The organism is Pseudomonas sp. HLT2-19-2, assembly GCF_054898005.1.
In genome coordinates this window covers 3182487-3208536 of the sequence record NZ_CM142712.1, presented here as the reverse complement: position 1 = coordinate 3208536, position 26050 = coordinate 3182487, and the positions used below count along the sequence as shown (strand labels likewise).

Genomic DNA, 26050 nt, shown 5'->3' with positions numbered 1-26050 from the left:
GGCTTTACCTAACGACGCCATTGAATTTTTCGTCATTGAGCGGCTCAGAGTTTTTACAGCGCCCTGGAGCACTCCAGCCATGAGCCGTCCACGGGAGGTCGGTGGAGCAACTTACCCGACACCATCAGCGCAGAGCAGATCGTCGATTGGGCATGCAAATAGCATTGCGGCTGGTTCTTACAGCGGGTCACTTGAAAATACGGAATGCCGCCCAACCCCAAATAACCAAGGGTTCTTGCCCATTTCGGTCGGTGCCTCGCTCCGGTCCTGCTCCGTGGGCCCGCCGCCATCGGCCATCCATGGCCGGGGGTTGCCCACTGCGCATAACCGGAACGAAGCCTCGCGAGGGGGCGGGCACCGCAAAAGCGAGGCGGCCTACCGGCCGGCCTGGCTTCAAGTGAACGCGTTTCCCTGTAGATACCGTCTTGAACTTCATCGGGTAAGCGCAAGTTTCGGGTTATAGGGTTGGCCCGACTTGAGCACGCCGTAAACAAAAGTGCATCAAGCCGCCAGATTTGCTGCACTCATTTCTTTCTTGTACTGGCTTTCAAGCTTTCCATCTGTGCACCCAATTCCTCAAGGGTGGCTTTACCCAGCAGCTTTTTGGCCTGAGGAAACATTTCCGTTTCCTCTTCTTCGATGTGGTGTTCCAGCAGTTCCTTGACCACTTTCACGCGACCGGAAAATTCCAGGGTGGAGGGGTCCGTGACTTTGAGGTCTGGCAGCACCAGCGAATCAACAGTGCGATGCTCTTCCTTGGCTTCGTAATACATGATGTCCTGCTCCTTACCCCCGGCTTTCTTGTACGCCGGATACAAGACTTCTTCTTCGAGACGGGTATGGATGGCGATCTCCATTTCTAGCTTGGCCAGCAACTCGGTGCGCTTTTTCACACCACGTTCGGTGGATTCGCTTAACTGGGTCAGGATGCCTTTTACACGTTCATGGTCGGCTTTCAACAGGTCTATGGCGTTCATGGTCGAGTCTCTCCAACGAGTCAGGGGTGAGCGCAAACGGTCTCAAGGCCGAAAGCCGCTCATAGACCTTGAGCATTTGTCGTGCCGATTTAATCCTTCAATAAGGTCGCTATAAATCAAAATGTTGGCTTCGTTGATAGCGATCTGCGGTCGTGCAGGCTGCATGAGTCCGGAATTCGACTCATGCAGTTCGCGGTGGAAAGCCCGGGGACTGTGCCGGGCTTCTCAGGTTCAGACTCTGGATTCGGGCTGCTGGAGCAAGCGATGAGCTTTTCGCATGGACACCGACACAGGTGGAAAATCTTCGTTGAGCACCCGCAAGTGCTCGATCGCGTCCTGGAACGTCAAGTCGGCCTTCCTGCGCATGGCCTGATAGCGATCAAACAACTCCACGTCCATGTCACTGCCCTCAAGTAATGCAAAGGCGTTGCGGCTCAGCGCCTGGGCGCTTTCGAACATTTGACGATTGCGTTCCAGGGCGAATGCCCGGCAGGCTTTGATTTCATCGGAGGTGGAATAGTGAATCATGACCAGCACCTGATTTTTTCGAGGTCCCTTTTGATAGGTATCGACGCCGCAGGGGAACCGAACCTGGTATTTCCCGCCGTGAAAAAGCCGGGCGAGATTAAAGTTGTGACTGGCCGGATGGCCATAGAATTTCAAATTTATGAAGGTGAAAATTCGATAAATCCTACCCTGACCGCACAGACCTCAAATCAAGTATCCTGTTTTTTATGCTGTTCATATCGAGCCAGGATCGGTTGAGTGCTGAGCCCGTGGATGAGGATGCTGAGCGCGACCACTGACAAGGTCAGATCAATACAGAGTGTAGAGATCGACTCGCCCAGCCCGTGATTCAGGGCATAAAACAGGTAATACAGACTGCCGATGCCGCGTATGCCGAACCAGCCAATCAACATTCGCTGGTGACCGTTGAGCAAACTGCCCCAGGGCATGGCGACGACGCTCAGCGGTCGAATCAGGCAAAACAATACGCCAGCGATTGGCAACGCACGCCAGTCCCAGTGCGCTATCAGCACCACGCCGAGCAGCGTCACCAGAAATACTTCCATGGCCCGTTCCACCAGGCTGCCGAAGGCGAGCATGTCCCCCATCATGATGCCCGCGGCGACCTGAGTGTCTTCAAGGCTTGTGGTATCGCCATGAACCGCGTGCTGCGGCTCGACGTGCTGATGGCCCACAACAGGCTGGACGAGATGCTCGGCGGGAAGTTCGTCGCCGCCCGTGGATTTGACTTCTTCGTGACGCAAACCCAGACCTGCGGCAAACACCGACAGAAAGCCGTACCCCCCAATCGACTCGGCCCCGACATACGCCAGAGCAATCAAGGCGAGGGCGAGGTAGTCATTTGGGGAAAGGGTGCTGTCGTCATTCTTGATGCGCATTAACAACGTCAGTCGGCCAATACCGCGTCCCATCCAGTAGCCTGTGAGCAAACCGGCCGGGACTGCCCATAACAGACTGCGCAGCACCCAATCGCTCAGCCAGCCGGGGTTGCCGTCGTGTTGCACCAGGAGCAGGCCGAGGATGACAAACGGGAAGGCGATTCCGTCATTGAGCCCGGCCTCACCCGACAGCCCGAAGCGCACGCTGTCATCATCCCGGGCGTCGTTGACTTGCACCAGGGCGGCGAGTACCGGGTCGGTAGGCGCCAGAATCGAGCCGATCAACACGGATGCTCCCCAAGACAACTGGAATCCGTAATGCAACAGCAAGCTGACACCGGCAATGGTCAATACCATGACCGGACCGGCCAGGCCGTAGGCGATGCGCCAGGTTTTATCCTTGAGCGGCAAGCGCAACTTCAAACCGCACACAAATAACGAAAAGAGCACCGCGACTTCCGTCAAGTGCTCCATCCAGGTGGACGCATTATCGGTGTCCAGTTTCAACAGCCCGAGCCCTGCGGGCCCGATGGCCACACCCAGCACCAGACACACCGCCGATGTGGTCACCGGCATCCATCGCAGGTACGACGACGTCAGCGCCAGCGTCAGCAGCACGGCGCCCAACACCGCCACCCATACAATAAAGCTCATGCTCTGTACTCGCCGGTCCGTGCCGCGATGAAGGGCCTTTGGTAATCAACCGACGGTCGCGCGCAGGTATTCCGGCGTCAGTACGTTGAACCACAGCAGGATCATCGAAATCAGCATGGTGGCCAGCACCAGCAATCCGACGCCCCACACGCAGGCAGCATTCAGCAGGCCTTGTTCCTTGCGCTCATGCATAAAGGTCGGCAAGCCGACAAACAGCAGAAACGTGGAATAGATCGACGCCGCCCCCAGCACCAGGATCGCCAGCCAGCGGCTCGGGTACAAACCGGCGAAGCCTGCGAGGAAAAACGGCGTCACGGTGTAGGCCGCAAATCCGATGCATTGATTGACGGTCGGCCGCGAGTCGAAGGTGCGCGACATCCAGCGGATGAACAGCCCCATCAACGCCACACCGGCGACGATGGTCACGTACAGCAATACACAGAGTTGCAACGCACTGGCGGTGCTGAGCTTGACGGTTTCGTTCACGGCCAGGCTCCAGCCGACGTAGGTGGTCCCGATAAACAGGCACACGGGCGGGATCAAGGCGAGCAGCAGTAAATGAGCGAGGTAGTGGTGTGGATGCGCTTCCTCTTCCTTGCGGATATCCGTCCACGCGAAGTTCGGTTGAGTAAACAGCTTGATGATAGGTGCGGACATGATGACCTCCAGATCTGGAGCGGCCCATAACAGGGGGCCCCTAAGCGTATTGAGAGGCGGGTTTTGACAGGGTTCACTTTTTATCACCTGAGCCAAGTGTGGTCCGATAGAGGGAATGTTTGGAGACGACGACGGTCAACCGAGCAGCTCTCCTTTCTGGATGATTTGCCATGAGCATCAGCCAATCCGTGGTCGAGTATTTGCGTCAAAATGACTTTGTACGGCGGGGAGCATTCCGGCCGGCACTCTTTATTTCGTCTCGGTCTGTCAAACCGGGCAGGTGCATCCGATGAACGATGAATCCGGCCATACCGATTACCACAGCCGCGACTATCCGGTGCGCGAAGACATGACGCATCAGGTCAAGGTCTGGCGATTCGAGCGTTGGGGCTGGTACACCCTGGTGCTGTTGGTGTTGCTGGCGCTGCTCGGGCTGTTTTCACGCGGGCCGCTGAGCACCCGGGATGTTTACGGTGACGACGGCAAGGTCCGGGTGCAATACGAGATGTTCCACCGTCACGGATCGTCCAACCCGATGCAGATCAGCGTGAGCGGTGCGCCCAATGCCACCGTTGAGCTGGAACTGACCGGGGCGCTGCTGGACGGTTTCAACATCGAAACCCTGCAACCGCACCCCCTGCGTGCCATCAGTGCCGGGCAAGGCATGAGGCTGTGGGTGCAAACCGACGCTCAGGGCCAGGCAAACCTTTATCTGACGTTGCGCGGCGATGGGCTGGGACTGTTTCGCAGCCGCATTGCATCGCCCGGCGCCATGCCCGTGAACCTCAATCAATTCATTTTCCCTTAGGTGACCTATGGACTCGGTATTGCGCGCGGCCGCGATGTATCTGGCGCTGATGGTGCTGTTCAAGATTGCTGGCCGGCGTTCTTTGGCCGAGTTGACGACATTCGATTTTTTGCTGTTGATGATCATCGGTGAGGCGACGCAACAGGCGTTGCTGGGCGATGACTTTTCCCTGACCAATTCGATGTTGGTGATCGTCACGCTGATTGTCATCGACGTCGGCCTGTCGCTGCTAAAACAGCGTTCGCAATGGATATCACAGCTGATCGATGGTGGGCCGACGATCATCGTCGAGAATGGCAAATTTCTACACAAACGCCTGCGCCACGCGCGATTGATCGAGGCCGACATCATGGAAGCCGCACGCTCCAGTCAGGGCATCGAGACTCTTGATCAAATCAAGTTTGCGATCCTGGAGCGCAACGGCAAGATATCGGTGATTGCTCAAGAGCCGTCGTGAAGCTGCTGCCGAACGCATGCTTCGGCAGCAGTTGCACGTCCCGCTTAAAGCATCGGCTTGCCACCGGTAATTCCATAGCGCTGGCCGGTGATGTAGCTGGCCTCATCCGACGCCAGTAACATCAAAAGGTTAGGCCTTTCGATTGAGCAAACTGCGCTCCATCCGCGCGATGCCTTCTTCCAGCAACGACCGTGGGCAGCCGAAGTTCAGGCGCACGAACTGTTTGCTGTCATCACCGAATTCCAGACCCGCGCTCAACCCGACTTTGGCGTGTTCAAGGAAGAACTGCTGTGGGTTGTCCAGGTCCAGCGTCGAGCAATCGAGCCACGCCAGATAGGTACTTTGGGGTACGTTCATAGTGACACCCGGCAATCGGGTGCGAACGGCGTCGACCAGGTAATCGCGGTTGCTTTGCAGGTAGGCCATCAGCTCGACCAGCCATGGCCCGGCTTCGCGGTAGGCGACGCGGGTGGCTTCCAGGCCCAGCGGGTTGACGCTGTCGACCAGACCGCAGCGCGCGTGGTTGACCCGCTCGCGGATGGCCCGGTCCTGGATGATCATGAACGAGGTTTTCAGTCCGGCGATGTTGTAGGCCTTGCTTGCCGACATCAGCGTGATGGTGCGCTTGGCGATTTCCGGACTTAACGTTGCGATCGGCACATGCCTGCGTCCGTCGAAGCACAGCTCGGCGTGAATCTCGTCGGAGATGATCCAGGCGTCCTGTTCCAGGCAGATGTCAGCCACCGCTTGCAGTTCTTCCCTCGGGAAGACCTTGCCCAGCGGGTTGTGCGGATTGCTCAGCAGCAGGGCGCCGCCACCTACCAGGGACTGGCGCAAGGAGTCGAGCGGCGTGGCATACGTACCGTCCGCCATCGCGTCGAAATTCAGTTCAACCTTGTTCAGCCCCCAATGGCCTGGGGCATGGCGCAGCGGCGGGTAGTTGGGCGTCTGGACCACGACGTTCTGCTGCGGCTGGACCAGCGCATGCAGGGCCATATTGAAACCCGACTCCACGCCTGGCAGGAAAATCAGCTCATGAGGCTCGACGCGCCAAGCGTACTTGTTCCAGAGGTCGGCGACGATGGCATCGCGCAAGTCATCCTGGGCCACGCTGTAGCCAAGCATCGGGTGCTCCAGACGTTTTTGCAGGGCCTGGATGATCACCGGCGGTGCGCAGAAGTCCATGTCGGCCACCCACATCGGCAACACGTCGGCCGGGTAACGGCTCCATTTGGTACTGCCGGTGTTGTGGCGGTCGAACACCTGATCAAAATCGTAAGTCATGCTCAGTCTCATAGAAGCCGGGATTAATTCGGTAGCCATGATAAGCGCCAAGCCCTGTGGGAGCGAGCCTGCTCGCGGAGACGGTCTTCCAGTCGATATTGATGTCGCCTGATACACCGCATTCGCGAGCAGGCTCGCTCCCACAAATTCTGTGCCTGATGAGCATATGGGCACTGCCCGACGGTCGGTTTTCAATGCCGTATTGTAATCTCGGTTATCTGGGGAAGCCTGTGGCGAGGGAGCAGCTCCCTCGCCACAAGGTAGGTGCTGTCATTGCATCACATAACGCCCCGGTGCTGACTCAATCGCCGGGTATTGGGCGTTACCGGTACGCAGCACCGAGGGCTGGCGTTCGCCGGACTGTTCAGCCAGCCAGACGAACCAGTCATTCCACCAGCTACCGGCATGTTGCTCGGCATTCCTGAACCAGGTTTCAGGGTTTTTAGTGACCCGGTTGTTGGTCCAATAATGGCGCTTTTCCTTGGCCGGTGGGTTGATCACCCCGGCAATATGCCCAGAAGCGCCGAGCACAAAACGCTTGGTCCCGGAGAGCAACGCGGTGCTGGCGTAAGCGCTTCTCCACGGCACGATGTGATCGTCATGGGTGGCGAGGATGTACGCTGGAGCATCGATGGCGCGCAGGTCCAGCTTGACCCCGCAGCAGTCCAGCTCACCGGATTTCAAGTCGTTCTGCAGATAGGTGTGACGCAGATACCAGCAGTACATCGGGCCTGGAAGGTTAGTGCTGTCGTTGTTCCAGAACAGCAGGTCAAGGGGGATCGGTTTCTGGCCCTTGAGGTATTTGTCGACGTTGTAGTTCCACCACAAGTCGTTGGGACGCAGCAGCGAAAAGGTATTGCCCATGTCCTCGCCCTTGAACACGCCGATGGGACCATCCTGGCCGCCGATGGTGCGCTCGCGGTAGGCCACCAATTGTTCGTCGACGAAGATGTCGATGGGGCCGGTATCGAGGTAGTCGAGGAAGGTGGTCAACAGGCTCACGCTGCCGATCTCGCGGTCGCCGCGCGCCGCCAGGACGGCCAGCGCCGAGCTCAACAAGGTGCCGCCGATGCAGAAACCGACGCAATTGGGCCGCTGCTCGCCGCTGATCTCGCGGGTCACTTGCAAGCCTTTGATAATGCCAGTTTCGATCAGGTCATCCCAGGTGGTGCCCGCGTGCTCCTGGTCGAAGTTGCGCCACGACATCAGAAACACCGGGTGTCCTTGTTTCAACAGATGAGCCACCATCGAGTTGTCTGGGCGCAAGTCGAGAATGTAGTACTTGTTGATTGACGGCGGCACGACAAACACTGGGCGCCGGTACTGGGTTTCGGTTTGCGGGTAATACTGAATCAGTTGGAAGAGTTCGTTCTCGAAGACCACTTCGCCGGGGGTGTTGGCGAGGTCGACGCCCACTTTGAACGCGCCGGCGTCGCACTGGCGCATCTTGCCTTCTTGCAGGTCGCTGGCCAGGTGCAACAGGCCTGTGAGGAGGCTGCTTCCCTGGGTATCGACGACCCGTTGCAGCGCATCGGGGTTACTGGCCAGGAAATTGCTCGGCGCACCAGCGGCGATGGCTTGTTCCACCAGGTAGAGCAGGCGCTGACGCGGTTTTTTGTCCGGGATCGCTAACGTGTCCAGCAGTTTCAGCAGAAACCCGGCGTTGAGCAGGTAAAAGGCGGCGAGGGAGCCGAACAGTGGCTGGCTCCAGTTACCGCTGGCGAAACGTCGATCGTCGAAAGTGAAGGGCTGACCGGTCAGCAGACGCTGGCCGAGTTCGCCCCATTGCTGTTGGTAATCCGATTGGAGGCTGTCCAGGGTGCCGCGCGGCAGATCAAACCACTCGTTGTAGGCTTGGCCGGTAAACCACGGGTTGGTGCTGACCCAGAGACGTAATTGTTGCACTGCAAAGGAGGCAATGAACGGTACCTGGCCTGACCAGAAGGTGTTAAAGGTATGTGCGTTGTTGTCCATGGAAATCCTTGCGAACATCAGTAAACTTGGCAGAAATAAACCGCGGCGCTGGACTTCGGCGCCGCGTCAGCAGTCAAACAAGCAGTCCTGTGTTGCTTTTATCGTTCGATGACCAGGCTGACACCCTGGCCGCCACCGATGCACAACGTGGCCAGACCTTTTTTGCCGTCGCGACGAATCAGCTCGTGCAACAGCGACACCAGAATCCGCGCGCCCGATGCGCCGATCGGATGACCGAGGGCAATCGCGCCACCGTTGACGTTGACCTTGCTGGTGTCCCAACCCAATTCTTTGCCGACCGCCAGTGATTGCGCAGCGAATGCTTCATTGGCTTCGATCAGGTCGAGGTCGTCCAGGGTCCAGCCGGCTTTTGCCAACACCAGGCGAGTGGCTGGTACCGGGCCGATGCCCATGATCGACGGGTCCACACCGGCACTGGCGTAGGCCGTGATGCGTGCCAGCACCGGCAAGCCGAGGGCCTTGGCCTTGGCGGCGCTGGCCAGCAACAGCACGGCGGCGCCATCGTTAAGGGTCGACGAGTTGCCGGCCGTCACGCTGCCGTCTTTCTGGAACGCGGGTTTGAGGTTGCTCAATGCTTGCAGCGTGCTGTTCGGGCGCGGCTGTTCATCGGTGTCGAAGGCCAGCGGCTCACCCTTGCGCTGAGGGATCAGGATCGGGGTGATTTCACGCTTGAAGTAACCCGCTTCGATGGCAGCAGCGGCTTTCTGTTGCGAAGCTGCGGCGAAGGCGTCTTGGGCTTCGCGACTGAGGTCATACTTCTGCGCCAGGTTCTCTGCGGTGATGCCCATGTGGTAGTCGTTGAAGGCGTCCCACAAACCGTCCTGAATCACGCTGTCTTGCAGTTGCGCATGACCCAGACGCAAACCGGTGCGTACCTTGGGCAGAACATAGGGCGCCAGGCTCATGTTTTCCTGACCGCCGGCAATCACCAGTTCGGCGTCGCCGCAACGGATGGCCTGGACCGCAAGTTGAACAGCCTTGAGGCCAGAACCGCAGACCTTGTTCAGGGTCAGGGCAGGGGTGGTATGGGGCAGGCCGGCCTTGATGGCCGTCTGGCGTGCGGGGTTTTGCCCCGAGCCTGCGGTGAGTACCTGGCCGAGGATCACTTCATCGATCTGTGAGCCGTCCAGACCTGTCTCTTCCAGCAGGCGGCGAATGACTGCTGCACCCAGTTCAGTGGCAGGAATCGCGGACAAGGCACCTTGAAAACTACCAATGGCGGTACGAGTAGCGGCAACGATTACGACTTCGTTCATGCGTGACCTCATAAAAAAGACAACATTCGTCTAGCGCGAGCAGGGCGTCCTTGCCCTGGCCGGTCTACTGCATGTTCATGCCGCCGTTGACCGAGAAGTCCGCGCCGGTGCTGTAGCCCGATTCATCGGAAGCCAGCCAGGCCACGATAGAAGCGATTTCTTCGGGTTGGCCGAGGCGCCCGACCGGAGTGGCCGCGATCATGGTCTCGAGAATGTCCGGACGGATGGCCGCGGTCATGCTGGTCTGGATGTAGCCTGGGGAAACGGTGTTGACGGTCACGCCCTTGCCGGACACTTCCCGGGCCAGAGCCATAGTGAAACCATGGATGCCGGCCTTGGCCGCGCTGTAGTTGGTCTGGCCGAACTGGCCGCGCTGACCGTTGATCGAGGAGATGTTGATGACCCGTCCCCAACCCTTGGCCAACATCCCTTCGATCACCTGTTTAGTGGTGTTGAACAGGCCTGTCAGGTTGGTGCCGATCACTGCGTTCCAATCTTCTGGAGTCAGTTTGCGAAAGGACGCGTCGCGAGTGATGCCTGCGTTGTTGACCAATACATCGATCGGGCCGAATTGCTCACGTGCCATTTCGAACGCTTTGCGCGTTGATTCCCAATCGGTGATGTCGCCATAGATGAATTCGAATTGATAACCCGCCTCCAGTTGGCTCGCCATCCATTCGTTCTTGCGGGCGGAGTCAGAGCTGCAGCCCACGATGACTTTGAATCCTTCCTTGTACAGACGTTGGCTTATCGCAGTACCAATCCCACCCATACCACCCGTTACCAACGCAATACGACTAAGCGACTTCATAAGCTCTCTTCCTTTTTGTATTTTGCGCTGCAAGATGGGGGGGATTGTTCGGTATTGGCGGGGCGTACGGAAGTGTTGAGAGGTGACTGTGTGGTGTCCAACGGTGCCATGCATGGAATGAAATTGAACTGTTCACTGCTGTTGGCATCGCCTCGCAGGCTCGGCAGCTGCTACAGGGTAACGAATGGTCTGAAAAACTGGCTAAAAGTGAGGATTACCTATACTGGGATCAATATTGGCAACGGATCACCCCGTTAGCATTTTGATTCAACGCAGATCAGTCATGGCTCCGGACAGGATGTTCGGTTCCACAGGTCATTGAGGACGTCATGTATAGAATCAGTTCAGGTTATGCCAGCGTGCTGGTGAATACGCTCTCGGCACAAGGGCTGGATGTTGCCCATCTGTGTCGGGAGGCTGGGATGGACATGGAGTCCGTTAACAACCCGGGAGCGTACTGCGAACGAAGGGCTATTTATCGGCTATGGGAACTGGGAGCCCAGGCCGCTGGCGATCCAGACATCGGTTTGAAGGCCTATGGAAACTTCCATCCCGGTAACCTTCAGATCGTCGGCTACACCATGATGTCCAGTTTGAATCTGAAAAAAGCACTTGAACGCCTGGTACGTTTCAGCCCTTTGATCAGTACCGGATTCAGCCTCTTCTTTTTGCCGGAGCAACAGCATTATCGGCTGGCGGCGCTTGATCATCAGCAAAAAGGGTCGGTCAAACCCCGGCAGTACTCGGATGCAGGCATGGCTTCATTACTGGGTTTTTGCCGTTGGCTGGCGGGAGGCAACTTACCGCAACCGCTAAGTGTGGAGTTCGCCTATCCCGAACCTGAAGACACGTCCGAGCATCAAAGGCTGTTTGGCTGCGACCTGCATTTTGGGGCTGCCTATGACAGCATCCTGTTTGACGGGCAGGAGCTTCTGCGTCCGCTGAGCATGGCTAACGAAGAACTGGCGGTACTGCATGACAGTTTTGCCGAAGCTCGATTGGTTTCGCTGCATGGCTTCACCATCGTCGGCAGAATTCGGGCACTCATTACCAAGCGCTTGAGTCAGGGCCAGGGGTCGTGCGATATGGAGTCGATCGCGGCCGCATTGAACATCAGCAAGCGAACGCTACAACGCACCCTGGAAAAAGACGGGACGCAATTCAAGGACGTGCAGAATGCGGTGCGCCGACAATTGGCCGAATTCTACTTGCGCAATTCTCGCTTCAACATGAAGCATGTGGCGTATCTCCTTGGTTTTCATGACCACAGCAGTTTCAACAAAGCCTGTAGCCGCTGGTTTGGCATGACACCCGGTCAGTATCGGGCCGATGAATCGTTTGAAATCGAGGAAGCCGCGCCCGTGTGACGCGGTTCTCCTCACTGTTAAACGTTATTTCATCGGAGGTTTTTTTACGCCTTTCTTGCCCTTGGCAGGTTTGCCCGCTGGACTCGCAACCTTGGCGATGGGCTCGGGAATTACCACCGGGGCTTTCTGCTTGATCAGCTTTGGGGTTGCCGTCGGGATTTTCTCCTCGATGGCATCGGCCTCAGCGGGTGGTTGGGTCAGGCTGAAACCTGGCAGGGGGACGTCGAGCAGCGTGTGCAGCTCACACCAGAATGGGTTGTCTGCGCCGCCGGTCAGCAGTTCCGGCAGCAAATTGGCAACGGCCGCCAGCACTTGTTGGCGTTCTTCGACCTCAACCAGCATCAAGGGCAGGCTGTGCAGGCTTTCTAGCGGGTGGGTGGCGACCAGCAGTTTTTGCAGGCGCAGGGTTTCGCGCAGATCAAGCGGCTCGGCACTGTAGTCCTGGAGCAGCACCTGTAGTTGCAGGATCAGTTTTTCAACACTTTCCTTGCCCGGCTCGTCGCTGCCGCGGCCCAGCAGGAACAGAATCCTTATCAACGCTTCCATCAGACCGCCAAGGGGCAGGGCATTCTGCAGGCGCTCGATCAGGACCTTATCGTGTTGCTTGGCATGTTCCTGGAGATTGCGCCCGGGTGCATTGCCGGCGAGGCTATTGAGTACGCCATACACGCCGTAGAAACACATTTCCTGAGCTGCATCGCGCAGATCCCGATAGCCGTTCAAGGCGTCCTGCATCTGGTTGGAAAACAGTTCCTGCCAGACCAGCAACGGGTTTTTTTGACTGGCCGGGTGACGATCCTTGCTCACTTGGGCGGCGCTTCCTGCCAGCCACCACAGCGCCGGGTTCAAACTGCTCCAGGCCACTTGTTGCTGATGGAAAGGGTGTGCCCGGCGCAGCAGTTCGGCGCTGGGTTCGTTGATCAACTGGCGCAGCCATGGGCGTATGAATTCGTCGTACACACCGTTGTTGATGTCGGACGCGCGTTGGACCAGCGCGAATTCGCGATCGTCATCACGAGGCTTCTGCGCTTCACCATGGATGTCGGCGATACGCCGGGGCTCGAAACGCACGGCATACGGCGTCGCCGAGCTCTGCGGCAGGTCGTCGATCAGCATTTCATACAGCCCGGCGGGCAGCGCATTGATCGCATCGACCGCGCCCAGCAACTCACGGTGCTCACGCCGCGCCACTTCACCGGACACGAAGATGCCCAGATGACCGACGCTCGCGTGCCGCAAGTACACGATGGTGCGTCCGGCATTTTGCAACGCGAGATCGCTGGGATAGACGTCGGTGATCCAGTCCAGTGCCTGCTGCGGTGAGGTGATGTTGTCGCCATACGAGCAGAACACCACCACCGGCACTTCGATCAGCTTGAGGTCAAGCCCGCTGCTCTTGCGACCGAGGCCGCCAGACAGCTGATTACCGATGAACAGGTCGTCGACAATCATCTCGATCTCTTCGCCATTGAGCAGGGTCGGGCTGCCCCACCAGCGTTCGAAATCCAGAAAACGTGCGGCCTCGCTGTCGACTTCGCTGAACAGGTGGTAGTACTTGCCCCAATAGGTGTTGGCCGGGTCCAGGTATTCGAAATTGCTCACCAGCCAGGTGCCGTCGAAACGTTCATTGCCGAGGTCGCTACCGAGGCGCGCCATCCAGCCACCACCCAGCAAACCGCCGGTGTAGCGCATCGGATTGCGGCCATTGACGCCGGCCCAGTACGACAGCGGCGCACCATTGACGATGATCAACCCCGGCAACTCGGGCCGGGTGGCGGCCAGGCCCATTAACGCCCACCCCGCCTGGCAGTTGCCAATGACGACAGGTTTGGCGCTGTCCGGATGCCGGGCGCTGACGACTTCAATGAACCGCGCCTGGGCTTCTGTGATATCGGCGAGGGTTTGCCCAGGGCGGGGCGAGTGACTGAAGGAGATGAAGTAGGTGGGGTGGCCGGCTCTCAGGCTTTCGCCGATGACTGAATCCTGTTTGAAACCGCCGATTCCCGAGCCGTGACCGCCGCGCGGGTCAATGATGATCACCGGCTGTTTTTTGCTGTCGATCTGTTGTCCGGGGCCGCCGAGGATTTGCAGCAGCGAATAGTTGACCGGGCGGCGCAGGTCTTCCCCGGCGACCAGCGTTTCATGATTGAACTTGAGCAGCAGCGGATAACCGGCGCGTTCGTGGGCCAGGGTGTTGTCGCCGCGTTGGCGCAAGGTGTCCCAGAACAACACGCTGCGCTGGCCAAAGTCCGTGAAGTATTCCTGCCAGTCAGCGGGCGTCGGTTGTCTGAGTTGCCCAAGGTTTAAAGGCGCGAAGGTTTTTACCTGGCGCTTCTGCACGGCGTCGAGGACGTTGCGTGTATTGAGGCGTTGCAGATGATTGAGGTGTTCGAACAGACCGACGGGCCCGGAAGGCTCTTCATCTTGCAGCGCAATATTCACTTCCTGACCCATCGTGATCTCCTGACGCTCTACATGGGAACCTGCGCATCTGAACCCCTAGTTAAAGAGGGCTAGGCTGGCCGTTCGACAGACTGGAGTTTATAGCGAATAGGGAGGGCATGAGCAAAGTTTATTTTGCACCGCACAAAAATAGACGTTGCCAAATGATTTTGTGCACTGCAATATCAAGGCTAACGCGATGACTGGCCGGATCGCTATCGCGTCTTCAGGTCCATCAGGGCCTTCCAGTACCAGGAGATTCAAGCATGTCTTTTTTCAATTCGGAAAAACTGCAAGCCGCTCAGAAAGCCAACCTTGACCTTTTGCAGCAAATCAGCGGTAAAGTCTTCGCCAGCGTTGAACAGCTCAGCCAGCTGCAGTTCAAGGCACTGCGCGACTCCACCGAAGAGCACTTCGAAGGTGTTCGCAAGCTGATGGCCGTCCGTGATCCACAAGGTTTCGCTGAGCTGCAGGCATCTTTCACCCAGCCGAGCGCGCAAACCGAACGTCTGGCCGAGTTCAACCGTCAGGTTCAAGCACTGATCGTCGGTACTCAGTCGGACATCGCCAAACTGACCTCGAGTCAGGTCGAAGCGGGCACCCAACAAGTGCAAGAGTTTGTTGAAGCGATCAGCAAGAATGCACCGGCCGGCTCCGAGCCTGTTGTGGCCGCGTTCAAGTCGAGCCTGGCGAATGCCGGCACTGTGTTCGAAAGTGCACAGAAAGCCGTAAAACAGGCTTCCGATGTGGCTCAGAGTAGTTTCGACGCAGCGACTGCCGCGGCCACCAAAGCTGCCCCAGAAGCAAGCGCCAAGGCTACCAGCGGTAACAAGTAAGTCACGTCAAACAAGCGGCACCAATGGCGATGGGATCATTCCCCATCGCCATTTTTTGTGTGCCGCGAAAAACTTTGGCAGGAAAGCTCTGGTTCACGTTGATACCAGTCGTCTGATCCAGTCCAGCAGTACGCTGGGCAACAGTTCTGGTCTGTGCAGCAAGGCATATTGCCGCGATCCGAATACCGCCGGCAGGTAATTCGCCGCCTGGCGGTCGATGGTCAAACAGAAGGGATAGATGCCTTGGAGCTTGGCTTCGGTTACGGCCTGACGCATGTCTTCGACACCATAGCGGCCTTCGTACTGGTCAACATCGTTCGGCTTGCCATCGGAGAGCAATAATAAGAGGCGGTGGGTGGCGGGTTCGCGCATCAGCAACGTGCTGGCGTGGCGCAGGGCGGCGCCGGCCCGGGTATAGCGTTCCGGCTCGAGGGCGGCAATGCGCCGACCGACTTCATGGCTGTAGCGCTCATCAAATGCTTTCAGGGTGCGGATCGTGACCCGCTGCGGCCCTTCGCCGGAAAACGCCAGTACGCTATAGGGCTCGCCCAGACTCTCCAGTGCCAGACAAACCAGTAGCAACGCCTCGCGCTCGACATCAATGACCCGGCGATGTTGAGACAGCCAGCTGTCAGTGGAGCCGCTGACGTCGATCAGCAACATGATCGCCATGTCGCGTCGGCTACGGCGCTGGGTTTGATACAGCGCCTGCGGCATGCTCAGGCCGGCGCGGGCCTCGGCGCAACCGTCGATATACGCCTCCAGATCGATATCGTCGCCCTCCCATTGTTTGCGCAGCCTGACACGCTGCGCGCGCAGGCATTCGAATTGCCGGCAGATGGCATCAAGCACCGGGCGGTGAGCCTCCAGGGTTCGCTCAACCCACTGCTGCGGGCCTTCCTGGGCGGGACACAATTGCAGGGTTGTACCCGGATCACGGTAGATCTGGCTGCGGTAATCCCACTCGGGGTAGCTGATTGCGTTGCCGGGAATGTCCTGTGCACCGCGTTGGACGCGGGTTTGTGGCGGGTCGTCAGACAGCAGCACTTCTTTCGGGCGGCCTGCCGTGACCACCAGTCGGGCTTCGTTGAGTTCGGACAATGACTCGGCAAAATCAGCCGCCGGGGTGTCGGTATCCCGGTCGGTAGGGCGCTGCATCCCCATGGGGTCTTCGGCCTTTTCCAACGGTTCGGCAGGTTGCACCATCCACAAACCCTGTTCCTGATCGTCGTCTTCGTCGGTACGGGCCTCGCGCGCAGTGGGCTGGCGTACGAGGCGAGCGCTGCGTGGCAGGGTATCGGCGTTGTCGATTTCGCCGGTCAGGGGCGAAACCTTCAGGCCCGCCGACGGCTCGCGCAGGTCGCCCGTCCAGGCATCGAGCAGCAGCAGATGAGCATCGAGCCTGGGCTGTTTTTCGACGGACATGAGACGTTGTGCGAGGGTTTCTGATTGTTGCAGCGAGTCTGCCGTTTTGGCCGGTATCTCCAGCCCTTCCAGAGGTTTTCCGCATTCGCTGCGCAGCAGTAAACGAAGCAAGTTTTCCAGGGGTTGTCGCTGAACAGGAAAGGCCTGAAGAGGCGGGCGGGTCATCAAGGCATGATGGCGCAAGCCATGGATCGATGGCGCCAACCCCGGCAACAGTCGTACCAAGTCCGAATCAGCAGCCCAGGCTTCGAGGAGCCGATAGAAACTGCGCTGCATCGGGTTGTCGAGGGCTGACAGGGCGGTGGCACTGCCTCGCTGGGCGCGCATCGCCTGTTGCAAAGCCAGGGTTTTATAACGGTCCAGCGTGAGCGAACCGTCGTCGCTGCCCAGGTTCACCGGCAACCATATAGACACGCCATCGGTCGCCGGGACGGCGCGTTGCCGACACGGCTTTTCGTGACGCAGCAAGAGCTTTTTCAGTAGCGTGGGGGGCGAGGGTGGTTGCGCGACGCGCAGCGAATAGTGGGTGTCGAACACCGCCTTGATCAGCAAATCGAGGTGTTGTGCGACATCCCCGAGGGTGAACACTTTTGCAGTGTCCGAGGGTCCCCGATGACGACGCCACAACGCCTGTGCATATACCGTTGCGTGGCGTGCGACATCAGTGATGAGGTCCTCGGCTTCCGCCATTAGATAAACGTCAGGTCAACGAGGTCGCGCATGGCAGCGACCAGCACGGCGTCATCGGACAGCGGCGAGATCAACGCGACCCGGCACGCGATGGGCGCAGCAATGCCGTGGGCGATCAGCCGTGCAGTGGCGATCAGCAGACGGGTACTGGGGACTTCCGTCAGGCCCCGGTCCTGCAAGGCGCGTAGCCGCTGGGCGAGAGTGACCAGGGCGTGCGCGGTGGCGTAGTCGGTTCCACCCTCATGGATGACGATGGCGATTTCGCGCTCGGCCGGCGGGAAGTCAAAATCCAGCGCCACAAAACGCTGTCGGGTACTCGGCTTCAAATCCTTCAGAATGCGTTGGTAGCCGGGGTTGTAGGACACCACCAGTTGAAAGTGTGGCGAGGCTTCGAGGATCTCGCCGATTTTGTCCAGCGGCAAAATGCGTCGGTGGTCGGTCAGTGGGTGCAGGACGACAATCGTGTCTTGCCGCGCTTCGACCACCTCGTCCAAGTAGCAGATAGCGCCTTCGCGGACCGCACGGGTCAGCGGGCCTTCCGTCCAATGGGTGCCCTGGTGACCGATCAGGAAGCGCCCGACCAGGTCGCTGGCGCTCAGATCGTCATGACAGGAAATGGTGATCAACGGACGCTTGAGACGCCAGGCCATGTGTTCGACAAAACGGGTCTTGCCACACCCGGTGGGTCCTTTGAGCATGATCGCCAGTTGCTGCGCATGGCATTGCTCGAAAATCGCTACCTCGTCGCCGCAGGGTTGGTAGTAGGGCTCCGCTTGCAACGTTGCAGGTTCGGCGTGCATCAGCGAACGTTCCATCACAACGCCGCGCTTGAGGCTTGAGGTGTGGCCAGGACCGGATCGGCTTCATCGACATTGAAGTCCGGTGCATGGCGGAAAAACTCGAAGATGAACAGCCCGGCACCCAGGCTGAACATCGACGCCGTCGCCACCAGCATCAGGAAATGCACCTGAATCTTCAGCTGCACGTCCAGGTAGCCCAAACCGAGAATGCGCTCCAGGTACACCTGAGCAATGCCCGCCGTGGCAAATGACAGGGTCATGCCGAACATGCCTCCCAACTGCAGCCAGAATGCCCAATAACCGATGCTGCTTTCCTCAATGGGACGACGGGTCATGCCGGGCAGCGCATAGGTGATCATCGCCAGGACAATCATGGCATACGCCCCGTAGAAGGCCGCGTGACCATGCATGGCGGTAATCAGGGTGCCGTGGGTCCACTTGTTGACGTCGGGAAAAGTGTGAGCCAGACCCAGCAGGCCCGCGCCGAACAGGGTGAACACCGCGCTGCCCAAAGTCCAGTGCAAGGCCAGTTTGTTGGGGTGAGAGAGACCCGAGCGGCGCATTGCGTTGTAGGCATAGATCGCCATGCCGATCAGCGCCATCGGCTCAAGCGCACTGAAGAAACCGCCCAGTGGCAGCCAGTAATGGGGAACGCCTATCCAGTAATAATGGTGTGCGGTGCCCAGAATGCCGGCAATGAACACCAGGCCGACGATGACGTACAGCCACTTCTCCATCACCTCGCGGTCAGCGCCGGACAATCGGATCAACAGATAGGCAAGAAAGCCGCCCTGGATCATCTCCCAAACACCTTCGACCCACAGGTGGATCGTCCACCAGCGGTAATAGATCGACACCACGTAATTTTCATAGTGCAGCAGCGCCGGCAAGTAGAGCAGGGCGGCGCTGGCCAGGCCCAGCAACAGGACGCCTTCGGTGCCGGTGAAACGCCCGGCTTTCTTGATCGTCATGCCAATGTTGTAGAGGAACATCAGCATGCAAATCACGATCACGATCTTGTGGGGCAGCGGCTGTTCCAGGAGCTTGTTCCCGGTGCCGTAACCGAACAGGTAGCCCAGAACGGCGGTGACACCCATGGCCGTCCACAACCCGAGCTGGATATAGGCCAGTCTGGTGCTGTGCAATTCACCACGGGATTCGTCCGGCACCATCCAATAGGTCGCCCCCATAAACCCGGTCAGCACCCAGACAATCAACAAATTGGTATGGATGGCCTTGGTGACATCGAAGGGCAAGAGGTTCAGCAAGGGATCCGGCCCGAGGTATTTCGCCGCCGAGAGCAGGCCGAATACCAGTTGCAGGCCGAACAGCACCATGGCAACGGCGAAATACCAGTAGGCGACGGATTGAGATCTGTAGCGCATGGTCATCCCCTGCGGTTACTGGAACGACGCCAGATAGGCGACCAGTTGATCGACCTGTTCGGGCGTTAGCGATTTGGCGAAGGTGTCCGGCATGAAGGACATGCCGTTGGCGGAAAACATGTCGCCCGGATGCAGGTAGGCACTCGGCGCGACGATGGATTCGCGGATAAAGCCTTCGGCGTCCTTGGCCTTGCCCTTGTAGTCAGGCGAGGCGATGACCTGCTTGGCCCGACTGGCCAACCCGGCCAGGGACGGACCGGCGAGGTTGACGCCCGGCGCAATCGAGTGGCAAGCGCTGCACACCGGGGTGGCGGTTGTTCGAAACAGTGCCTCGCCCAGGGCGATCGGATCTTCTTTACCGGAGACCGGGCGGGCGGCGGGTGGTGGTTGGTCGCCGGTGGCGTTCTGCTGCGCCACAGTGAGGTCCATGCCGGGGATCGACGCACCGGTCACCAGAATCGGGCGTGGTGGCCAACCTTGATTGTCGACCTTGCTCACCCAATCGAGGAAGGCGATCAAATCGGCAATTTCCTCGTCGCCGAGTTTCAGGTTCGGCATCAGGCGCCGATGGCGTTGCTCGTCATAGAACTTTGAAGGGTCTTTGAGGAACGCGGTGAGATAAGGGGCACCGCGCTGTTGGGTGATTTTCGTCAGATCCGGGGCGTAATAAGCCCCTTCGCCGAACAAGGTGTGACAATTAATGCAATTGTATTGGTGCCAGACATCTTTGCCGCGAGTGACCTGAGGCGTGATCTGTTGTGCATTGGTCAGTGTGGGAAACTGCCGGTGACTATCAACGGTCATGCCCAGAAACACCACGGCAGCAATAGCCGTCGATATCAGCGCGAACGAGCGTGTCTGGCGTTTGTTCATTGCGATTTCCCTATACGCCGATGCCGGTCCAATAGGTGATGCCGATCACTGCGGCATAGACGACCGCGCTGGCCATCAGCACGAGCACCGCATAGCTGGCGAGCTTCAAGACTGTTTGCACGACTGCCTCCCAATGTGAAAGTGCAGGTGGAAAGTGCCTGGTCATTCACGTTGCACATTGAGTATGAGTGCGCGCGAAAGAGCGTTAGCCCGCTGCACTGACGATTGCTTGAGGTCTGCATTCGAACAGCTTCGAGCAGGCGCTAAATATTGACGACTTCACCACGCCTTGCATTCAAGTGCTGTGGTTCAGTGGGGAAGGCAGGATGACTGTGAGCCTAGTTGACGTCGCGCGACTGTCAATGACTCGGGGGTACTTCATTCACCGTCTTTTTTCTTAGCGCCATCAGCGTCAGGCTTGCCGCCAAACATGCCAAACAGGTTCTGGGTGTTCAGATAAAGCGCCTTCGACTGGTCGACATACTGGCGCATCAGGTCCTGCATCACCGGGGCCTGTTGATGCATGAAGTCACTCCAGGCCTCGGACGACTGCGCGCCGGTCTGGGACTGAATGTCGATGACGGTCTGAATGCTCTTGTCCAGGTAACTGCCGAGGACGCCCTGATAAGGGCCGTAGAACTGGATAATCCCCATCAGCATTTCGGTGGTGAAGATGGGCTCACCGCCGCTTTCGGCTTCCAGAATCACTTGCAGCAGGATGCTGCGCGTCAGATCCTCGCCGCTCTTGGCATCAACCACCTGAAAGGCAATTTTGTCGACCACCAACTGGCGTATGTCCGCCAGCGTCAAATGACTGCTGGTGTGGGTGTCATACAGTCGGCGATTGGGGTACTTCTTGATCAGGCGGGGAGTGTTCCGACTGTGAACTGGCATACGGGGGCATCTCGTGGCGAACCTGATTTACAGGCATCTTATCCTACTCTGGCCACGGCCGCGGATGATCGTTCCCCCACGCAGAGCGCGGGAACGATCAGGCACTACCAGATCGGCAAGGTGTAGCTGACAATCGCGGTTTTCATCCAGATCGCTGCCGAAGTGGGTCGAGCGCACCGTCGCGTTCCGCCACTTCACCCCGACATTTTTCAGCGGGCCGCTCTGCACGACATAACCGATGTCCGAATCACGTTCCCATTCCTTGCCCTCCGGGCGGTTGTTGCCCATATCGATATCGGAGCCGGTGATGTAGCGGGTCATGAAGGTCAGGCCCGGAACGCCGATGGCCGCAAAGTTGTCATCGTAGCGAGCCTGCCAGGACTTTGCAGCGCGCAACCGGAAAATTGCTGGTGTTCAGACGGCCGCCATCTGACTGAGAGCGTAGTCATGGGTAGGTGGCGCGCGCATGATGGCTGAGGCCCCTCACCGAATAAGTTGAGCGCGTTCTTTGTCGATTGCAGGGGCCGGAGGAGGCGTTGTGAAACCATTTCTGCCCAGGCCCAGCGCCTCAACGCTGAACATGTTGCGTGAAAGGTGCCTGCAACGCCGTGACGCGGTACCGCAAGCGCTAACGGAACAAGCGATCATCCCTGGCATCCCGAATGCGCGCTACTGGCTGGACCAGGACCTGACGCCGTTCATTCGGGATGTGAGTCTGGCCAACGATCGAGAGGTCGAGGCGCTCGCCGACTCAGAGTTGCCGAACGACATGCTGCCACTGGCCTATTACCTGGCAGTGTCGGGGGGCGGCGACGCCGGCACCTTCGCGGCGGGCATCATTGCGGGGTGGACCCTGCATGGGACCCGACCTGTGTTCAAGGTCGTTACCGGCATCAGCGCGGGTGCCCTGGTCGCCCCGTTCGCTTACCTGGGGCCTGAGTACGACGGTGTCATTCTGGGGATCTGCAAGGCAATCGGTCCAAAAGACGTTTTCCATTCGCGAAGTGTGCTGACCCGCCTGGCCAGCGACGGTATAGCGGACAGCAAGCCACTGGCGCGCCTCATCGCCAAGTACATCACCGCTGACGTGCTTGCGGCCATTGCCGCGCAATACGCCAAAGGACGACTGCTGATGATCGGCACCACCGATCTGGATGCAGGGCGGCCCGTCACCTGGAACATGGGGGCTATTGCCGCAAGCGAAGCACCGGGAGCGCTCCACCTGTTCCGCAACATCATGGTCGCGTCGATGAGTATTCCCGGAGCCGTCTCACCGGTCATGATTGACGTGGAGGTCGACGGCAAACAGTTTCAGGAAATGCACGTGGATGGAGGCGTCCTCACACAGGTGTTCCTTTACCCGCCGGGCACTGTGATGGCGCTGAACAGCGTGACCGGAGCGCGTATTCGCCGGGACCGTCATTTCTATGTCATTCGTAACGGGAAACTGGAACCGCAGTGGTCTGGAACCAAGCGCCGTACCTTGAGTATCGGCGGTCGCGCCATCAGCACATTGATCCACACTCAGGGGATCAGCGATCTGGATCGAATTTACCGAATTGCGCAGCAGGATGGGGCGGACTTCAATCTGGCGTACATCGGCGCCGATTTTGATATTTCTCGCAATCATAAATTCGATGGCGAGTACATGAAGCGCTTATTCGATTACGCCTTTAAACTCAGCGAGAAAGGCTATCCGTGGCATAAATCGCCGAATACGTGAGAGAGGCCCGGCGCTATTGCCTACTGCCGACCAGTTAAGCCCTGCTCGGCCGTACAACTCATTTCCCCTGAGCCTGGCTTCTGGAAAAGGGCCACGTTGCCGTCTTGCCAGAAGCGGTAGTTCCCCTGGTAATCCTTGCCAGTGTATTGGGTTCCCGAATCACTCGGCACTTGGCTCAGGGTGATCGAGGTGTTCTCCCATTTCAGGTACACGACACCTGGCTGCGTGCTAAAGAAGGTGGCGGCAATCAGCGCGTTAAACCCGGTACAACGAAAAGTCAGGGGGCCTTCGGTGAGTCGGTATGGATCCTTGGTTCTCACAATCGCCGAGCCTTGGCGCAACTGGTGCGCGCGTTCGGCATAACTTCGGATCGTGCACATCTTGGGGTCCGGCTCAGAGGCACACTGATTGCGGGCGTCGATCCAGAACTGCTGGTCGATCATGACTTTGTCTGGACGCGGTACTGAATGTTCATCGGTGAGCGCCAGGCGATAAAGACGCGTCAGTTCGATATCCATCTGCGCCAGTTGCGGATCGCGACAGATAAGCTTTTCGACGGATACCCTTACCTTGGAGCAGTCGAAGCTGGTCTCGAACGACGCAGCATCTGCGCAGGTGCTCGTCGCCGCGCACACGCTGGCAGAGAGCAGACAGGTGAAAAGGGCCGTGACCGTTTTCATGTTGGCTTTACCCAGATCATTATGTGATGCCCGGATTGCCGTGGGACCTATTGGTCCGTTGAACAGTCATTCATTCGCATTGGGTGTATCGCAGTGTAAGTCAGCGTTCAAAACTTGCCACGATTTCGCTTTATCGCAGCATTTGCTCGACCAACTCAGGCGTCACGTAGTGCGGCCCGTCGAACAGGTAGAGCGGATAACCGTCATAGGCCGCCAGCTGCGGTTTGAGCTCGGCAGCGGTCGCGGAGCGGAAGCCGCCGCCGAAATTGGGGCGGAAGGCTTCGACGATGATCCGCACGCGATCTTTGCCCAGACGCTGGCGCATGGCGTCGGCGTAGGTTCGGGCGACCGGTGCGGTGCGGGCGTAGACGCCGACGCCGTCCTGGAAGAACACACCAATGTCGTCCGGCAGCCACTGCTTGAGCCATTCGGCCGTGGCGACGGGGCCGATATTGGCGCCATCATAAACGCTGATCCACAACGGTCTTGGCAGCTTGGCCAGCAGGGCGGGCAGTTCTTTGGCGCGGGTCCAGCTGGGGTCGACTTCGGCCGGGAAATACCATCCCGTCACGTGTAACGGCGTAGGCAATTTGGCGATCCGTTCCGAGACCTTGGCCAGTTCCTCGATATTGTCCCGTGAGCGGTTCTCGCTGAAGTAACCCGCCAGCCCAAGGATGACATCCTGCGCCCAGGGTGCCTTGGCGATGCGCGCCCAATCGGGCAGGACCGGTACGGCGGGCAGGCCGGTACCGGGAACGAATGCCTGATCGTCCACGACTGTCCATTGGACCAGCAGCTCACGCGCTCCCAGTTTTTCCCAGTGTCCGCTGATTCCGACGGTCTTGTTATCCGGCTGCCAGACAATGCCGACAATCCCCGGGTCCAGGGCCTTGGTCTTCGTCACGTAGAGCATGCCGGTACCTGCGCCGACGGTGACAGCAAGCAACAGAGCAGCAACGGTCGCGCGACTGGCGGTGTAGCCGAAGATTTTCACGGCAGTGCCTTTTTGATGCGTTGATGCCATTGGCTCACCGAGGTAACGCCTTTTGCGTTCCAGTTGGCTGCCGCATCAGGGCCAAGGTGGAACTGGCCCTCGTTGAATTGCCAGACAATCACTTGTGGCTTGTGTTCGGCAAAATCCGCCGACTCTAGGTATTGCAGCAGCGTAGCCCACGGACCGACGTCGCCGGGGTTCCATGTCAGTGCGACGGGACGGTCCAGGGCATTTGAAAGCTTCTGCGTGAAACCCAGGTAAGGCTGGACAAAGCTGTTGCCGATCACCTGAACCGGCGCCGGTGCGTCATCGATCAGCAAGTCTTTCTCAGCCTGATGGCGAACGGTGTAGATGTCGCGACCAATCGCCTTGCGCTTGATTGCTGGCAGGAAATTACTGGCCAGGTCGCCGAACGCTCGCCTGTCGAACCATTGGCCCAGCACCGAGCCACCACCGGGGTCACCGCGCAGGCGGTAGCGCGCGGTAATGAGTTGCGCCGTGGCGTCGGCGGTGTTTTCGGCGCTCCAGGCTGTCCAGTGGTAGTCGGCGCGGTAAAACGCGGTCTGTTTGCCTTGCTCGGTCCGTTGCAGGATCGGTTTGATGTTCAGCGTGGTCAGGCCCGCTTGTGTCAGGTCGTTTTGCAGGTGGTCATAGCGCTGCATCACGGCCACGCTCAAGGGTTGATCGGCAGGAAGACGCTGAGCGTAAAAGGGCGCTTTCATCGGCACCACCAGTACGATCAAGCCGATGTGTTGGCGTTCGAGTTGCTGCTGGACGTGCCTCACCAACGCAATGCTGCGGGCGGTGCCGGGGTTATCGACGTTGCTCAGGCTTTCCCAGGCAGGGAATAACCAACCGCCGTTGCCGGTGATCACCGCCGAGGCCGCTTGAACGCCGGTACCTGACAGGCTCGCCAACAGGACGGCGATCATGGCGGGCATCGACAATCGACGGATAAACCGGTCGGGTTTGAATTGAAGGTTCATGGGGCGGTCTGGTCGACAAGGCCAATCAGGCGTGGAGCCTGCCGGGAGCCGATCACGAACAGGCTGTAGCGATCGCCGGCCTTGAAGGGCGCCAGTTTTAGCGGCGGGCTGGCGATTTCATTGCAGCTGACGACCAGCGTCGCTTGCACCGGGTTGATCGTGCGCTGGGCTTGTCCATTGAACGGCAGCTGGCTGAATACCGGGGCGCCATTGGCCAGTTTAACTTCAGCCTTTTCGCAACCGTTGCTCAGGTTATAAATATTGAGTTCGGCGCGCAGGTCTTTACCGCGCTGCGGCGGGTCGATGACCAGGCGTGGCGCCCGTGCCGGGTCGCTGTCCAGAATCAGGGTCACCCACGCACTTTTCGGTGCGCTCAGGCCTGTTATCTCGCGACCATTGACGGTCAGCTTGAGCGGCTGCCGCGAGTCCACGACCTGAAAGGGGCTGGCCATCGCGCTCTGGGCGGAAAGGGCAAAACTCGCGCCTTGGCCCACTTGGACCTGCATCGCGGTGTCGGCCGGATTGACCACCCGCACCCATGCCGAACCCTCGGGCAATTTTGGCGCGTACAGCTGGGCGATTTCCGGGGCCGCTTGTGCCCACATCGGGACCAGGCCAAGGCCCAGCCACAAACACATTCGAACGTTCAT

At 58.8% G+C, this 26050-nt stretch carries 22 protein-coding genes and 2 pseudogenes; 5 read left to right on the top strand and 19 right to left on the bottom strand.

The window, feature by feature from the left end; all coding sequences use genetic code 11:
• Positions 1–501: 501 nt before the first annotated feature.
• The 4 genes and pseudogenes from ACYZTU_RS14955 to ACYZTU_RS14940 all read right to left on the bottom strand — a co-directional run bounded on the left by ACYZTU_RS14955 (position 502) and on the right by ACYZTU_RS14940 (position 3694).
• Positions 502–977, bottom strand: a pseudogene (locus tag ACYZTU_RS14955) (hemerythrin domain-containing protein).
• A 231-nt stretch (positions 978–1208) separates the two neighbouring features.
• Positions 1209–1505, bottom strand: a complete 297-nt coding sequence (locus tag ACYZTU_RS14950) for a hypothetical protein (RefSeq protein ID WP_461963851.1) — start codon at positions 1503–1505, stop codon at positions 1209–1211.
• Between the two features lie 188 nt (positions 1506–1693).
• Entirely contained in the window at positions 1694–3037 is a 1344-nt protein-coding gene (locus tag ACYZTU_RS14945; protein ID WP_461963849.1) for a cation:proton antiporter, read from the bottom strand.
• Positions 3038–3082: 45 nt separating this feature from the next.
• The gene (locus ACYZTU_RS14940; protein WP_461963848.1) at positions 3083–3694 is read right to left on the bottom strand and encodes a Yip1 family protein; all 612 of its coding nucleotides are present in this window, start codon (positions 3692–3694) and stop codon (positions 3083–3085) included.
• A 289-nt stretch (positions 3695–3983) separates the two neighbouring features.
• Between ACYZTU_RS14940 and ACYZTU_RS14935 the strand changes: the two genes are divergently transcribed.
• Positions 3984–4502, top strand: a complete 519-nt coding sequence (locus ACYZTU_RS14935; RefSeq protein ID WP_461963846.1) for a hypothetical protein — start codon at positions 3984–3986, stop codon at positions 4500–4502.
• A 7-nt stretch (positions 4503–4509) separates the two neighbouring features.
• Positions 4510–4959 (top strand): DUF421 domain-containing protein, encoded by a 450-nt coding sequence (locus tag ACYZTU_RS14930; protein ID WP_461963844.1) that lies wholly within the window; start codon positions 4510–4512, stop codon positions 4957–4959.
• Between the two features lie 129 nt (positions 4960–5088).
• On the opposite strand, the gene ACYZTU_RS14925 is transcribed toward ACYZTU_RS14930, so the two are convergent.
• The 4 genes from ACYZTU_RS14925 to phbB all read right to left on the bottom strand — a co-directional run bounded on the left by ACYZTU_RS14925 (position 5089) and on the right by phbB (position 10305).
• The gene (locus tag ACYZTU_RS14925) at positions 5089–6243 is read right to left on the bottom strand and encodes a MalY/PatB family protein (RefSeq protein WP_461963842.1); all 1155 of its coding nucleotides are present in this window, start codon (positions 6241–6243) and stop codon (positions 5089–5091) included.
• 270 nt (positions 6244–6513) lie between these two features.
• Positions 6514–8217: a class I poly(R)-hydroxyalkanoic acid synthase gene (gene phaC, locus ACYZTU_RS14920; RefSeq protein ID WP_461963839.1), complete on the bottom strand. Its 1704-nt coding sequence runs from the start codon at positions 8215–8217 to the stop codon at positions 6514–6516.
• Between the two features lie 98 nt (positions 8218–8315).
• On the bottom strand, positions 8316–9494 hold the full coding sequence (locus ACYZTU_RS14915; protein WP_461963837.1) for an acetyl-CoA C-acetyltransferase: 1179 nt from the start codon (positions 9492–9494) through the stop codon (positions 8316–8318).
• Between the two features lie 64 nt (positions 9495–9558).
• Positions 9559–10305, bottom strand: a complete 747-nt coding sequence (gene phbB, locus ACYZTU_RS14910; protein ID WP_461963835.1) for an acetoacetyl-CoA reductase — start codon at positions 10303–10305, stop codon at positions 9559–9561.
• Between the two features lie 329 nt (positions 10306–10634).
• On the opposite strand from phbB, the gene ACYZTU_RS14905 reads away from it, so the two are divergent.
• Positions 10635–11672: an AraC family transcriptional regulator gene (locus ACYZTU_RS14905; protein ID WP_461963833.1), complete on the top strand. Its 1038-nt coding sequence runs from the start codon at positions 10635–10637 to the stop codon at positions 11670–11672.
• 24 nt (positions 11673–11696) lie between these two features.
• On the opposite strand, the gene ACYZTU_RS14900 is transcribed toward ACYZTU_RS14905, so the two are convergent.
• Complete coding sequence (locus ACYZTU_RS14900; protein ID WP_461963832.1) at positions 11697–14126, bottom strand: DUF3141 domain-containing protein; 2430 nt, start codon at positions 14124–14126, stop codon at positions 11697–11699.
• A 254-nt stretch (positions 14127–14380) separates the two neighbouring features.
• Between ACYZTU_RS14900 and phaP the strand changes: the two genes are divergently transcribed.
• The gene (phaP, locus tag ACYZTU_RS14895) at positions 14381–14950 is read left to right on the top strand and encodes a TIGR01841 family phasin (RefSeq protein WP_461963830.1); all 570 of its coding nucleotides are present in this window, start codon (positions 14381–14383) and stop codon (positions 14948–14950) included.
• Positions 14951–15043: 93 nt separating this feature from the next.
• Here the strand turns inward: phaP and ACYZTU_RS14890 are convergent, their stop codons facing one another.
• The 6 genes and pseudogenes from ACYZTU_RS14890 to ACYZTU_RS14865 all read right to left on the bottom strand — a co-directional run.
• The gene (locus ACYZTU_RS14890) at positions 15044–17065 is read right to left on the bottom strand and encodes a nitric oxide reductase activation protein NorD (protein WP_461963828.1); all 2022 of its coding nucleotides are present in this window, start codon (positions 17063–17065) and stop codon (positions 15044–15046) included.
• Complete coding sequence (locus tag ACYZTU_RS14885; protein ID WP_461963826.1) at positions 17065–17880, bottom strand: AAA family ATPase; 816 nt, start codon at positions 17878–17880, stop codon at positions 17065–17067. The genes ACYZTU_RS14890 and ACYZTU_RS14885 overlap by 1 nt, the downstream gene beginning before the upstream one ends.
• On the bottom strand, positions 17880–19250 hold the full coding sequence (locus ACYZTU_RS14880; RefSeq protein WP_461963824.1) for a cbb3-type cytochrome c oxidase subunit I: 1371 nt from the start codon (positions 19248–19250) through the stop codon (positions 17880–17882). Before ACYZTU_RS14880 ends, ACYZTU_RS14885 begins: the two co-directional genes overlap by 1 nt.
• A 15-nt stretch (positions 19251–19265) precedes the next feature.
• Positions 19266–20123 (bottom strand): c-type cytochrome, encoded by an 858-nt coding sequence (locus tag ACYZTU_RS14875; RefSeq protein ID WP_461963822.1) that lies wholly within the window; start codon positions 20121–20123, stop codon positions 19266–19268.
• 378 nt (positions 20124–20501) lie between these two features.
• The gene (gene phaR / locus ACYZTU_RS14870; RefSeq protein ID WP_461963820.1) at positions 20502–21017 is read right to left on the bottom strand and encodes a polyhydroxyalkanoate synthesis repressor PhaR; all 516 of its coding nucleotides are present in this window, start codon (positions 21015–21017) and stop codon (positions 20502–20504) included.
• 104 nt (positions 21018–21121) lie between these two features.
• Positions 21122–21401 (bottom strand): annotated as a pseudogene (locus ACYZTU_RS14865) (OprD family outer membrane porin); the annotation flags it as partial.
• Positions 21402–21597: 196 nt separating this feature from the next.
• On the opposite strand from ACYZTU_RS14865, the gene ACYZTU_RS14860 reads away from it, so the two are divergent.
• Positions 21598–22740 (top strand): patatin-like phospholipase family protein, encoded by a 1143-nt coding sequence (locus tag ACYZTU_RS14860; protein WP_461971044.1) that lies wholly within the window; start codon positions 21598–21600, stop codon positions 22738–22740.
• 20 nt (positions 22741–22760) lie between these two features.
• Here ACYZTU_RS14860 and ACYZTU_RS14855 read toward each other — a convergent pair whose 3' ends face one another.
• The 4 genes from ACYZTU_RS14855 to ACYZTU_RS14840 form a co-directional block, all read right to left on the bottom strand.
• Positions 22761–23420, bottom strand: coding sequence for an MliC family protein (locus ACYZTU_RS14855; protein WP_461963818.1), 660 nt, complete (start codon positions 23418–23420; stop codon positions 22761–22763).
• A 130-nt stretch (positions 23421–23550) separates the two neighbouring features.
• Positions 23551–24444: an alpha-amylase family protein gene (locus tag ACYZTU_RS14850; protein ID WP_461963816.1), complete on the bottom strand. Its 894-nt coding sequence runs from the start codon at positions 24442–24444 to the stop codon at positions 23551–23553.
• Positions 24411–25400 (bottom strand): alginate O-acetyltransferase AlgX-related protein, encoded by a 990-nt coding sequence (locus ACYZTU_RS14845; RefSeq protein WP_461963814.1) that lies wholly within the window; start codon positions 25398–25400, stop codon positions 24411–24413. Before ACYZTU_RS14845 ends, ACYZTU_RS14850 begins: the two co-directional genes overlap by 34 nt.
• A complete protein-coding gene (locus ACYZTU_RS14840) occupies positions 25397–26050 on the bottom strand; it encodes an alginate O-acetyltransferase AlgF (protein WP_461963812.1) in 654 nt (217 codons plus the stop codon). Before ACYZTU_RS14840 ends, ACYZTU_RS14845 begins: the two co-directional genes overlap by 4 nt.